The sequence below is a fragment of the Ruegeria sp. SCP10 genome, from assembly GCF_040329495.1.
Taxonomy (GTDB): Bacteria; Pseudomonadota; Alphaproteobacteria; order Rhodobacterales; family Rhodobacteraceae; genus Ruegeria.
This window is the reverse complement of sequence record NZ_JBDZYF010000003.1, coordinates 120262-132623: the sequence shown is the minus strand read 5'-3', so window position 1 is coordinate 132623 and position 12362 is coordinate 120262. Positions and strand designations below refer to the sequence as shown.

The 12362-nt window shown below is 56.5% G+C and carries 9 protein-coding genes; 1 reads left to right on the top strand and 8 read right to left on the bottom strand.

Features of this window, described 5'->3' with window-relative positions; genetic code table 11:
- Positions 1-17: 17 nt before the first annotated feature.
- From ABLN87_RS09690 to ABLN87_RS09655, 8 genes are all read right to left on the bottom strand, one after another.
- The gene (locus ABLN87_RS09690) at positions 18-1652 is read right to left on the bottom strand and encodes an AMP-binding protein (protein ID WP_353009517.1); all 1635 of its coding nucleotides are present in this window, start codon (positions 1650-1652) and stop codon (positions 18-20) included.
- A complete protein-coding gene (locus ABLN87_RS09685; protein ID WP_353009516.1) occupies positions 1652-2803 on the bottom strand; it encodes an acyl-CoA dehydrogenase family protein in 1152 nt (383 codons plus the stop codon). The genes ABLN87_RS09690 and ABLN87_RS09685 overlap by 1 nt, the downstream gene beginning before the upstream one ends.
- A complete protein-coding gene (locus ABLN87_RS09680; RefSeq protein ID WP_353009514.1) occupies positions 2803-3606 on the bottom strand; it encodes an enoyl-CoA hydratase family protein in 804 nt (267 codons plus the stop codon). Before ABLN87_RS09680 ends, ABLN87_RS09685 begins: the two co-directional genes overlap by 1 nt.
- On the bottom strand, positions 3606-4070 hold the full coding sequence (locus ABLN87_RS09675; protein WP_353009511.1) for a MarR family winged helix-turn-helix transcriptional regulator: 465 nt from the start codon (positions 4068-4070) through the stop codon (positions 3606-3608). The genes ABLN87_RS09680 and ABLN87_RS09675 overlap by 1 nt, the downstream gene beginning before the upstream one ends.
- Positions 4067-4786, bottom strand: coding sequence for an SDR family NAD(P)-dependent oxidoreductase (locus ABLN87_RS09670; RefSeq protein ID WP_353009509.1), 720 nt, complete (start codon positions 4784-4786; stop codon positions 4067-4069). Before ABLN87_RS09670 ends, ABLN87_RS09675 begins: the two co-directional genes overlap by 4 nt.
- On the bottom strand, positions 4783-7077 hold the full coding sequence (locus ABLN87_RS09665) for a bifunctional salicylyl-CoA 5-hydroxylase/oxidoreductase (protein ID WP_353009506.1): 2295 nt from the start codon (positions 7075-7077) through the stop codon (positions 4783-4785). Before ABLN87_RS09665 ends, ABLN87_RS09670 begins: the two co-directional genes overlap by 4 nt.
- A 132-nt stretch (positions 7078-7209) precedes the next feature.
- Complete coding sequence (locus ABLN87_RS09660) at positions 7210-10353, bottom strand: efflux RND transporter permease subunit (protein ID WP_353009505.1); 3144 nt, start codon at positions 10351-10353, stop codon at positions 7210-7212.
- Positions 10354-10365: 12 nt separating this feature from the next.
- Entirely contained in the window at positions 10366-11526 is a 1161-nt protein-coding gene (locus tag ABLN87_RS09655) for an efflux RND transporter periplasmic adaptor subunit (protein ID WP_353009503.1), read from the bottom strand.
- Positions 11527-11613: 87 nt separating this feature from the next.
- Here ABLN87_RS09655 and ABLN87_RS09650 point away from each other — a divergent pair, with 87 nt between their 5' ends.
- Positions 11614-12255 carry a TetR/AcrR family transcriptional regulator gene (locus ABLN87_RS09650; protein ID WP_353009502.1) on the top strand — a complete coding sequence of 214 codons (642 nt, stop codon included), beginning with the start codon at positions 11614-11616 and terminating at the stop codon, positions 12253-12255.
- Positions 12256-12362 lie beyond the last annotated feature (107 nt).

The window sequence follows — 12362 nt, the reverse complement described above, 5'->3', positions numbered from 1 at the left end:
CAATTTTCCGATAAAGCTCATGTCGACCCTTGTTCTGGAATCGCCTCTTTCAGTCTGAAGCGTTGAATCTTTCCTGTTGGGGTTTTTGGCAGCTCATCCCGAAAAAGGATAGAACGTGGATACTTGAAGGGCGCAACGGTCGCTTTCACATGGTCCTGAAGCGCTTGGATCAGCTCGTCGGATGGTTCGACATTCTCAGCAAGAACAATATGGGCTTGAACAATTGATCCCCGCGCCTCGTCTGGCGCACCGATGACGCCACATTCAGCAACGGCTTCGTGCCCCAGAAGGGCCGCTTCAACCTCGGGCCCGGCGATATTGTAACCAGAGGAGACTATCATGTCGTCATTGCGGGCTACGAAATAGAAATAGCCATCCTCATCACGGCGAAAACTGTCACCCGTGACATTCCATCCATCCTGAACATAGGTGTCCTGACGGTCGCCCCGCAGATATCGGCACCCTGTCGGGCCGCGCACAGCAAGCCGCCCCACCTCGCCAATTGGCGCTTCGCTGCCGTCAGGCGCCAGAATTTTGGCTTCGTACCCCGTCACAGGCTTGCCAGTACAACCTGCACGGTGATCGTCAAAACGGTTCGAGATAAAGATGTGCAGCATCTCAGTCGCCCCAATCCCGTCCAGCATCGGTTTGCCGGTTTTTGCGATCCACTCCTCGTAAACCGGGGCAGGCAGGGTCTCTCCTGCGGACACGGCAGCCCGAAGACTGGAAAGGTCAGCCCCCTCTTCCATTGCGCAGAGCATCACGCGATAGGCGGTTGGTGCTGTGAAAGATACTGTCGCCTTATATTTCTGGATAATGTCGATCATATTCGGCGGTGTTGCGTCTTCTAGCAGCGTTGCTGTTGCACCGAACCTGAGGGGGAAGATCGCTAGTCCTCCCAAGCCGAATGTAAACGCCAATGGCGGTGAACCGACAAAGACATCTTCGGGCACCACCTTAAGCACCTCCCGCGCATAACCATCCGCAATCATCAGAAGGTCGCGGTGGAAATGCATTGTTGCCTTGGGCGCACCGGTGGAGCCGGAGGTAAAACCCAACAAGGCGACATCGTCACGACCCGTCTGAACCGCATCGAAAGTCACCGGTTTTTCCAGCGCCAGCCCGTCAAGCTCGGCATCATGGTTCATTGTCCCGTCAAATGCCACAACGCGCAGAGAAGGACAGTCCTTTGCGCAAAGGTCCAATTCATCCATCAGTCGGGTGTCGCATAGCGCATGTGTGATCTCGGCCAGTTCGACATATTTTTGCAATTCGACCGCGCGCAACATCGGCATTGTGTTGACCACCACAGCGCCTGCTTTCGTAGCAGCAAGCCAGCAGGCCACCATGGCCGGATTGTTGGCCGAGCGTATCAAAACACGATTTCCTGGTTTTACCCCCAGGTCGTCAACCAGCGCATGTGCCAGTCTGTTTGTCCAATCCGTCAGTTCTTTGTAAGTCCGCTGCCGACCATTTCCGATCAGGGCCGTGTGATCTCCGAACCCTTTGGCCACCATCGCATCAGTCAGTTCCACACCGGCATTCAGATATTCTGGGTACTCAAATCCAGCCGTCAAGAAATCAGGCCAACTGTCCTGCCTGGGCAGGTTGTCCCGCGCGAAACCATCACTATGCGCCGTCGGTCCAAGCATCAGGCACCCTCCTCGAACACGGTCATGGTCTGGCGCGCGATGATGATTTTCTGAACATCGCTCGCACCTTCATAGATGCGCAGCGCCCGGATTTCGCGATAGAGCGTTTCCACTGAAGACCCAGATCTTACGCCGTCTCCACCAAAAAGCTGAACCGCCTTGTCTATCACATGTTGCGCCTGATCCGTGGCAAACAGCTTTGCCATCGCCGCCTCGCGGGTAATGCGCGGGGCACCCCTGTCGCGCATCCATGCAGCGCGGTAAATCAACAAAGCCGCCGCATCGACATCCAAAGCCATGTCAGCGATATGCCCCTGAACCAGTTGTAAATCAAACAACGGAGACCCTTGCACGTGCCGGGAGGAGACGCGCCCAAGTGCTTCATCCAGCGCGCGGCGCGCAAAGCCCAAAGCCGCCGCCGCCACGCTGGCACGAAACACATCCAAGACAGACATTGCGATTTTGAAGCCTTGCCCCGGATTCCCAATCATACCGCTCGCGGGAACACGGCATTCCATAAACCGCAAACTCGCCAAAGGATGTGGCGCGATGGTATCAAGACGCTCTGCAACATTAAAACCCGGCAAGTCTGGCGTGACGATAAAGGCCGACATGCCCTTGGTACCCGGCGCTTCACCCGTGTTCGCGAAGACCGTGTAGACATCAGCAATCCCGCCATTCGAGATCCAGGTTTTCTCGCCATTAAGGATGAAGTGTTCGCCATCGCGCGTCGCCGTCATGGTGTTGGCCGCAACATCTGAACCCGAGCCGGGCTCGGTAAGGGCAAAGGCGGAAATCGCCTGCCCGGCGCGCGTCTTTGGAAGCCAAGCGGCTTTCTGTTCGGGCGTTCCAAACAGCGTGATCGCTCCAGTTCCCAGCCCCTGCATGGCAAAGGCGAAATCGGCCAACCCGTCATGGCGAGCCAGAATTTCACGCGACAGGCACAGCTTCCGGACGTCGAACACGCCGTCGTCATTGGACGTGGGCGCAAGAACACCTGCCTTTCCCAGCTCCGCAACCAGCGCCCGGCAGGCCGTGTCCGTATCGCCGTGATCTATATCCAGCCCTTGGGCAATCTCTTCCACATAGGCCGCCCAGTCGCGGTGTTCGGCATCAAAGAAGGGCCAGTGAAGAAAGGTTTGATCCGCCATCAATCGCCCTCGAACACTGGTTTTTCTTTGGCAATAAAGGCTTCATAGGCACGCTTGAAATCCTGGCCCTGCATACAGATGGCCTGTGCCTGCGCCTCGGCCTCGATCGCCTGATCCAGGCTCATATTCCATTCCTGCGCTAGCATCGTCTTGGTCATCGCATTGGCAAAGGTCGGCCCGGTGGCAATCCGTTCGGCAAGGGCAATCGCCGCCGCCTCAAGCTCTTCAGCGGAGGTCACAGAATTGAAAAACCCCCAACGCTCGCCCTCTTCTGCGCGCATGTTGCGCCCGGTATAAAGCAATTCCGCAGCGCGCCCCTGCCCGATGATCCGAGGCAGCATCGCGCAAGCCCCCATATCGCAGCCTGCAAGCCCCACCTTGTTGAACAGAAACGCAACTTTTGTGTCCGGTCCGGAAATGCGCAGATCAGACGCCATGGCCATAATCGCGCCTGCACCCGCGCAAACCCCGTCTACGGCCGCGATGATCGGCTTGCCGCAATGGATCATCGCCTTGACCAAATCTCCGGTCATACGCGTGAAGGCCAGAAGCTCTTTCATGGTCATCCGGGTGAGCGGCCCGATGATGTCATGCACGTCTCCGCCCGAACTGAAATTGCCACCGTTTGGCAAGATCACAACCGCGTGGACATCGTCCGAATAGGCAAGGGCACGGAACCAATCGCGCATTTCTGCATAGCTGTCGAACGTAAACGGATTTTTTCGATCTGGTCGATCATGGGCAATACGGGCAATGCCGTCGACGATTTTGCAGCGAAAGTGCTTTGGCTGGGGCAGATTCATCACGTGTTCCGATCATCCAGGGCTTTGTTCAAAAGACGGGTCAGGGTTTTCGCGTCCTCACGTGTCAGGTTGCCCAACCTATCGTCTATCCATTCTTCATGGTGCTGCGCCAAATCCGCAAATGCTTTGGTGCCCTTGGGTGTTAAGCGCGCGATCATGGCACGCCGGTCTCCGGGCACCGCAACACGAAGCGCAAGGCCTTCTTCCGCCAGGCGGTCGATAATTCCAGTAATGTTACCGTTGGAGACTTTCAGATAGTCGGAGAGCTCGCTCATTTTTAAGCCGTCAGGATAGCGCGATAGGGCTGCCATCACATCAAATCGCGGAAGCGTCGTATCATGATTATCTCGGAGCCTACGGCGCAGTTCTGCCTGAACCGAAGACGAAAGCTTCAAAATCCTGAGCCAAAGACGCAGCCGCTCCTTTGACAGCGGTTCCTGGTCGGGTTGCGGTTGCGGATTCATATCTCACCTCCCGACATTGACAATGCATGACCGTTGATCGCGGCGGCTTGCTTAGACGCCAAGAACAACGCGGTTGCGGCCACTTCGCTCGGGTCAATGAGTCGTGCCTGGGGGTTGCCCGACGCAACCATTGTCGTCGCCTCAGCACGGTTCATATCAAACCGTTTCATAAGCCCGGATATAGCCTCATCCGCCAGCGCAGTATCCGTAAAGCCGGGACAGATCGCGTTGCACGTGATCCCCGACTTCGCAACATCCAAAGCGATGGATCGAACCAGCCCGACGACACCATGTTTGGCGGCAGAATAAGCGGGAACCGATGCGTTCCCTTTCAGGGCGGCAGTCGACGCAATTGCAATCAGGCGCCCGCCAGCGCCCATCGTGTTCAAGGCCGCGCGAAAGGTCAGAAATGTGCCTGTCAAATTGACCGACAGAGTCTTTTCCCAGGACGCAAGCGACGTCTTTAAAACCTTACCAGAGGAACCGCCCCCAGCATTTGCAATCACCACGTCGTAGGGCGCGTCAAAAAGCGCTTCGACCTCTGGCTCTTTTGTGACGTCAGCGGTCTGCCAAATGATTGAACGCCCCGCGCTGGCGTCTTCAAGCATATCGCTTCTTCGGCCTGTAATCGTGACAGCATCGCCCGCGTCAGCAAAGGCATGGGCAATCGCACGCCCGATACCTGTACCTCCGCCCGTGACCAAGACCCGTCTCATACTTTAAGCATCTCCGCTTCGCGATCTGCCAAACGCCACGCCTGATCCCGCCCTGCCAGATAGGGAAGTGGCCAATCAGGAGCCGCCCTGTCGCCGATGCGTGCGGCCTCGTGCAAAGTCCAGTATGGATCCGCCAGATTTGGACGCCCAACCGCAACAAGATCGGCGCGCCCAGCCATGAGGATCGAATTCGCGTGATCAGCTTCATAGATGTTGCCGACTGCCATCGTGGGAATGCCCGCGTCGTTGCGAATACGGTCACTAAACGGCGTCTGGAACATGCGGCCATAGACCGGCTGAGCCTCAACTGTGGTTTGCCCCGCCGACACGTCAATCAAGTCCGCCCCCGCCGAATGGAAGGCTTTTGCGATCAACACGGCTTCTTCAGGTGTTACACCCGCATCTCCAACCCAGTCATTCGCCGAGATCCGAACCGATATCGGCTTGGTCTCTGGCCAGGCTGCACGCATGGCGGCAAATACCTCCAACGGCCATCGCAGGCGGTTTTCTAGTGCGCCACCGTATTCATCGGTGCGTGCGTTCGACATGGGCGAGATAAAGGACGAAACAAGATACCCGTGCGCCGCGTGCAGCTCGATCATGTCGAATTCGGCCCGATCAGCCATACGCACGCTTTCCGCAAACTGGTCCTTGATCTCATTCATCTCCGCTCGGGTGATTTCGCGAGGTGTTGCGTTGTTTGGCGACCAAGGAAGGGCAGAAGCACTGACCAGGTCCCAATTCCCTTCCGCAAGCGGCGCGTCCATGACCTCCCAACCCAACTGAGTCGAACCCTTGCGCCCTGAATGCCCGATCTGACAGCAAATCTTTGCATCGGTGTGTTCGTGCGCAAATCCAGTCAGCCGCCGCCAGGCGGCCTCGTGTTCTGGTGCGTAAAGCCCCGGACAGCCGGGTGTGATCCGGCCCTCTGAGCTGACGCAAGTCATTTCAGTGTAGACCAGCCCGGCCCCGCCTTTGGCCCGCTCTCCATAATGCGCCAAATGCCAATCCGTCGGTGCGCCGTCTACAGCCTTATACTGCGCCATGGGCGACACAACGATCCGGTTCTTGAGTGTCATCTCTCGCAGCTTAAACGGCGTGAACATTGGAGAGCGCAGGGGTGCGTCCTCTGGCATACCTGAACGCGTCATGAACCAACGCTCGGCGCTTTCCAACCAATCCTTGTCGCGTTCGCGCAGGTTTTCGTGGCTGATCCGCTGGCTCCGGGTCAACATGGAATAGTTGAGCTGCACCGGATCCAGATCGAAGTAGCGCTCCACAGTTTCAAACCACTCCAGCGAGTTGCGCGCCGCTGATTGCAAACGCAACACTTCAAGCCTGCGGTCCTCTTGATAGCGCGCAAGCGCGGCGCCTGTATCCTCCTCGCTATGCAGCAAGTCGGCCAAGGCAATCGCCGACTCCAACGCCAGCTTCGTGCCAGAGCCGATCGAAAAATGCGCCGAGGCTGCGGCATCGCCCATCAATACGACATTCTCATGATGCCATTGTTCGCAAAGCACACGCGGAAACCGTAGCCAGGCGGAGCCACGGATATGATTGGCATTCGTCATCAAAGCATGCCCGCCCAGGTGATCTTTGAAGATGTGCTGGCAGACGGCGATGCTTTCGTCTTGGCTCATCTCGCCAAAGCGATACGCGTCGAAAGTGGATTGCGAACATTCGACAATGAATGTCGCGGTCTCATCATCGAATTGATAGGCATGGGCCCAGACCCACCCTTTGTCGGTTTCCTCAAAGATGAAGGTAAAAGCGTCATCAAAACGCTGATGCGTCCCCAGCCAAACGAACTGACAAAGCCGTTCGTCGATCTCGGGTTTGAATACATCTGCATAATGCGCGCGCGTTTTTGAATTCAGCCCATCGCTGGCCACGACAAGATCGAACTCGGCCGCATAGGTTTCGACGCTTCCGATCTCGGTTTCAAAACGCAACTCGACGCCCAGCTCTCGCGCCCGGTCCTGAAGCAAAAGAAGCAGTGTCTTGCGACCGATACCGCAGAACCCATGGCCCGACGATACCAGTCGTTCACCTTTGAAGCGCAAAGCCACGTCATCCCAATAGGCAAAGTTTGCACGGATTGCCGCGGCGCTTATGCTGTCATTTGACGCGAGGTTGTCGAGCGTTTCATCAGAGAGCACGACGCCCCAACCAAAGGTGTCGTCCCTCTTGTTTCGCTCCACAACAACAACCTCATGGGTCGGGTCGCGCAGCTTCATCGAGATCGCGCAATAAAGCCCTGCCGGGCCGCCACCAAGACAGGCGATACGCATACAATCCCTCTCCTTGCCCCGATTCTTGAACTAAGTCTGTGGGCAACTCATTTTTATTTCAAGCTTGAAATTTTAAATTGGAACAGTTTGACCCCGAAAGAATGGCTCGATTGCTAGGGGAAAAGAGGACCCTCATTCCGCCGCGAGCGCAACAACTGGATTGTTGGGGTCAGAGGGTTGTTGGTTGGCTACCCGCCGATTTTTGAATTTGCCACGATACACCAACGCGAATACAGGCGGGGTGAAGTAGAACGACACTACTGTCGACAACAGAACACCACCGGCGATCGCCACTGCAAACGGAGGCCAAAAAGCTCCTCCTCCTAAGATAAGGGGCAGGAAGCCACCGAAAGTCGTGATTGTTGTCGAGATGATGTGTCGGCTGGAACCAGTAACAACGCGCGCCATCGCCGCCCGATCACCCTGGCTGGCCTGATCGTCTTGTTGCAACCCGGTTAGGATAATGATCGCCGCGTTGATCGAAACCCCAATTGAACCGATGACTCCGATAATTGCAGTTATACCAAACGGGAATTGCATGACGGCCAGTGACAGCATTGAAAGGCCGGCAGACAACACGCACACAACCAAAGTCACAAGGGTCAGCCGGAACGAGTTGAAGGTCAGAACAATGGTCGCGATGGAGAGCGTGACAATCAACCCGACAGAGGCAAGCAAATTCCCCACAGTGTTGGATCGGGCATCGCTGTCGCCGCCCAAGGACATCGAATACCCTTGCGGCAACGCAAACCCCGATGCATCAAGCGCTACTAGAACGTCCTGCAAAGCCTCTTCGGGTAAAACACCGGGCACGATAAACGCCTGTATGGTGTTCTCGCGTACGCCATCCGTGCGGGTTATGACGCTCTCTGCAGGTTCGATAACCGGTCTGGCGAGTTCCGACAAAGGTACAGCGGGGAACACCCCGGTCGCGGATATGGCGGCAGCGTTCGGCAGGAGAATGGGCATACTGACAATGGCGCTTAGGTCTGATCGCACCTCGTCACCCAAACGAACACGCACCGGCAACTGCTCGGTCCCTTCGATCAGTGATCCGCCGGTTATGCCAACAAGCGCCGTGTCCAACTGACCCGCTATATCTGCCACGTCCAATCCCAGCAGACGGGCTTTGACCTCATCAATCTCGAACCGGATTTGAGGGTTGCCACCGTTCACACTGGCGCGTGCTTGCGTCACCAAATCGAGATTGGCCATAACTGACCTCACCTCGTCGCCCAGATTACGCAGAACCGTGATGTCCTGCCCCTGAATTTTGACCTCAACCGGTGCCGCAACCGGAGGGCCCTGCACAAGATTGCGAACTATAATCTGCGCGTCAGGAAAGTCGGTATCCAGACGACCCTGCAGGGCTCCGACAAGGCGGGCTGCGTCGTCAGCCGTGTCGGTCGTGATCATGGCCTGTGCAAACCCGGGTTCGCGTGAACGGTTGCCAACGATATTGTAGTAGAATGCAGGGCCGGATTCTCCGACCGTCCAGTAGACACTTTTAACGCCGTCATCAGCCAGCAGCATTTCATCGATCTGACGGGCGGTTGCTTCGGTGGTGGCAATTGATGTTCCACCCGGCATGTCAACTTCAATATAGAATTGGTTTCGGTCGACGCCCGGGAAGAATTGCGCGGTCAGCGTTGGAAAGGCCGCAAAGCCAAGCACGGGCAAGACCAACGCCAACGCGATGGATCGCACTGGGTTGGCAACGGACAATCGGATTGAGGCCTCGAACATACGGGCAAGCGGCGGAATGCTGATACCACGGCTCAGCATTCCTGCATCTGGGCGATCGGACAGTACCCAGCCCGCAATCGCCGGAGTCACCGTCAAGGCCACGACTAGGGACCAGACAAGCATAAGCACCACAGCGATCGCGATGGCACCGACAAAGTCGCCTGCGGGCCCCGGCAGCAAGATCATCGGCGTGAAGGCGAGCGCCGTTGTGACAGTCGATGCCAGTAACGGCGCGGCCAACCGGCGAACAGCGTCTCGCACGGCTGCAAGTCGCTCCATCCCATCCTGCAGACGGCGTCGAATCTCATCGGTCATTACGATGGCTGCGTCAACGAGCAGACCGAGTGCAACAATCAGGCCCGTCACGGACATCTGATGAATGGGCAATCCAATCATGTTCATCGTCGCCAGAGTTGCCAATGAGACGACAGGCAGTACCAACGCCACAATCGCAGCGGCCCGAACCCCCAAGGTTATGAACAAAACAGACACCACCAGCGCCACGCCAATTGCCATGTTAATCCCGACCTCTGACAAACGATCCGTCGTATACTGGCTTTGATCAAACAGAAGTATTTCCTGTATGCCCAGAGGTACCGATGCGGCGCCTGCCGCAAGCTCATCCCGAAGAAAACCAGTCCAGCGGTCGATCTGCACGCCATCCTGCGCCAGAACCCCCACCAGAACCGAAGGTTTTCCGTTGGCAAACGCGATTGAGGACTGCGGTTCGCGCCCACCCCGGTCTACGCTGGCAATATCTCCAAGCTGCACCACGGCACCGTCTGCGTTTTCACGCAGGACGATGCTTCGAATGCGGTCCAAAGTCTCAATCTCCCCGCTGATGCCGATGGTCAGGTCGACATCGGACTGCAACCGCCCAGACTGAACCTTGCCATCTGCTTCTGCGATCCGCTGGGATATCTCGGCCGCGCTAAGCCCAAGCGCAGCAGCCTTATCCATATCGACGCTTACAAGCACCTCTTCATCCGGCTGCCCGAAATAGTCCACTGCTCGTGTCGCAGGTATCGCGCGCAATCTGTCACCCAATGCTTCGGCATGACGAGACAGCAAAGTTAACGGAAAGTCGGGGTCCTCGGCCGCAACTGCAATGACAGCGGAATAGGCAGCAATACCCTCGGCATCAAACTCTGGCGGCAATACTCCTGCCGGAAAGTTCTGGCGCGCATCTTCAACGGCATCCCGAGCCTCGGCCCAAACCTGCTCAATGGTGGCTTCATCCAGCGTTTCCAACAACTCGACCGAAACAACCGACACGCCCGAGCGTGAGACAGAACTGATCTCATCCACTTCGGAGATTTTCCGCAGTTCTTCCTCGATTTCTGCGGTAACCAGCGCCTCGACCCGCTCCGGGTCTGCACCCGGGAACTGCGTCGTCACGGTTGCGAAGAGGTTGGTAATCGTTGGGTCTTCCTGCCGGCCCAACGATAAGAACGAAGACAGGCCTGCAGACACAAGCACCAAAATGATAAGAGCAACCAGTCGGGGTTGGCGAAAAGTAAGGGTTTCCATCAAATCGCTCCGTTACTCGCCCGTGTTGAAGGCGACGCGCTGGCCAACGGTAACGCGCTGTGGCCCTTGGTCGATCAGAACAGTGCCTTCTGGAAACGCGCCGCGTACGAAAACGCGGTCATCTTCAGCGTGCAGAACTTCGACCGTTGCCAGGCGTACAATCTTCTGTGCGTCAGCAACCAGAAGTGTCCATTGCCCACGCGTACCTTCCTTCAACGATGTCGTGGGCACCCAGGTCCCCGCACTCTGGACGGGATCCAGTACATGAACACGTGCGGTTTGTCCGAAAGCAACGTCTGGCGCGTTCTTCAGATCGAACAGCGCGGTTCGGGTTCGGGTCACCGGGTCAATGTCGGGCCGCAAAGTTGCAAGCTCGGCGCGATAGCTTTGACCTGCTATTTCGATCTCAACATCAGTCAACAGCTCCGGATCAACATCGAGAGGGATACCGATCCGAACCTGCGGGGACACGACCTCGACCATTCCCAGAACCAGCTCACCCGATCGCAGAGTTTCACCTCCGTCCACGTGTCGCGCGGTTATTTGACCGGCAAATGGGGCCTCGATACTGGATTTCTCGATCCGAACGGTCACATCACGCATGGCCGCATCCAGTTCACCAATTCTGGACAACAATTCGTCTTGCAGGGAAACTGCTTCGTCCAGTCGAGCTTGGCTGGTAAATCCCTGTTCGATGAGTTTGGCGTTTCGCTCAACCGTTTTCTTGGCAAACGCGAGCTGGGCTGAAATGGCATCGCGTGATGCGGTCAGACGCTCACGTTCGACCTCCAACAGAGCAGTGTCCAGCGTCGCCAGAAGTTGGCCCTTGGCAACCTCGTCACCCTCGTCCACCAGAATCTGATCAAGCGTCCCATTCAGTTCGAATGAAATATCTGCCGAACGCTGTGGTTCGACCTGACCGATGAACACACGGTCGACTGTATAGGCGCTCTCCGACGTGATTGGCGTAGCCGAGACCGGCGTCACTGCCGCAGCGTCCGGTGAAGGAACAGCATCTGCCCGGCGTGTGAGCTCGGACGCACCGAAGTAAACTGCAGCCGCTGCAACGGCCATAAAGCTGACGGTCACTCCCAAACGCACGGTGCCGCGGAACACACGTGCAAATAGGCTCGGTTTGGTCGCTTCAGTAGATGAATTTGCAGGATTCGGCATTTGGGGACCTCATCAAGTTAGCATCTCTAACATATGTTAGAAGTTCTTACTTTGACAAGAGATACGTGATCTGGCACATGTTGGATCATGAGCAGCACAGAAAAAATTCACCCTTCAATCAGCCAGGCGACCGGTCATGCTGTTAGCAAGAAAGCCTATCATCACGGCGATCTACGCGCTGCATTGATCGAGGCAACCCGACAGCTGGTTGAAGAAAAAGGTCCGGATAGTTTTTCCGTATCCGAGGCGTGCAGACGGGCGGGCGTTTCGACGGCGGCCCCTTACAAGCACTTCAAAGACAAGACAGAAATGCTCGTTGCGACTGTTCTTGAAGGCATGGTGCGTCACCGCAATAAAATGCTTTCCGCACTGGAAGGCGTTCCTGAAGGATCGACCGAGCGCATCACCGCAATTGGGATGGAGTATGTTGCTTTCGCCCTCAACGAGCCGGGAATTTTCAGGCTGAAATTTGGTGGCTTTACGGATCGCATCGCAGATCCCCGACTTGAAGAAAGCGGCCAACAAAGCTTTGGGATTCTTTTGACCGAGGTTGCAAAATGTCTCGGAGAACCGGGGATCACTGACGAGGTACGTAGACGAGGGTTCTTATTGTGGAGCTTTGTGCACGGGCTATCCTTCATTCTGCGTGACAAAGGGCTTGCAGAGAAAGGCGGAGATTTCGAGCTGTATGCCCTACTCGAAGAAATCGCTGAAAGAATGCTGCGTTGAACTCTCAACATAGCTGTGACTTTTATCAGGGTTATCGGGATCGCAGGTTCTGTTGCAATCTTTGCACCACCTGTGAGATCGAAAGCAGTTCTGGTAACGCGCACTAA

Coding starts and splice junctions, on each gene's coding strand:
- ABLN87_RS09655 (WP_353009503.1), bottom strand. CDS start 11,526: ATGCCGAATCCTGCAAATTCATCTACTGAAGCGACCAAACCGAGCCTA.
- ABLN87_RS09660 (WP_353009505.1), bottom strand. CDS start 10,353: ATGGAAACCCTTACTTTTCGCCAACCCCGACTGGTTGCTCTTATCATT.
- ABLN87_RS09675 (WP_353009511.1), bottom strand. CDS start 4,070: ATGAATCCGCAACCGCAACCCGACCAGGAACCGCTGTCAAAGGAGCGG.
- ABLN87_RS09650 (WP_353009502.1), top strand. CDS start 11,614: ATGAGCAGCACAGAAAAAATTCACCCTTCAATCAGCCAGGCGACCGGT.
- ABLN87_RS09670 (WP_353009509.1), bottom strand. CDS start 4,786: ATGAGACGGGTCTTGGTCACGGGCGGAGGTACAGGTATCGGGCGTGCG.
- ABLN87_RS09680 (WP_353009514.1), bottom strand. CDS start 3,606: ATGAATCTGCCCCAGCCAAAGCACTTTCGCTGCAAAATCGTCGACGGC.
- ABLN87_RS09685 (WP_353009516.1), bottom strand. CDS start 2,803: ATGGCGGATCAAACCTTTCTTCACTGGCCCTTCTTTGATGCCGAACAC.
- ABLN87_RS09665 (WP_353009506.1), bottom strand. CDS start 7,077: ATGCGTATCGCCTGTCTTGGTGGCGGCCCGGCAGGGCTTTATTGCGCG.
- ABLN87_RS09690 (WP_353009517.1), bottom strand. CDS start 1,652: ATGCTTGGACCGACGGCGCATAGTGATGGTTTCGCGCGGGACAACCTG.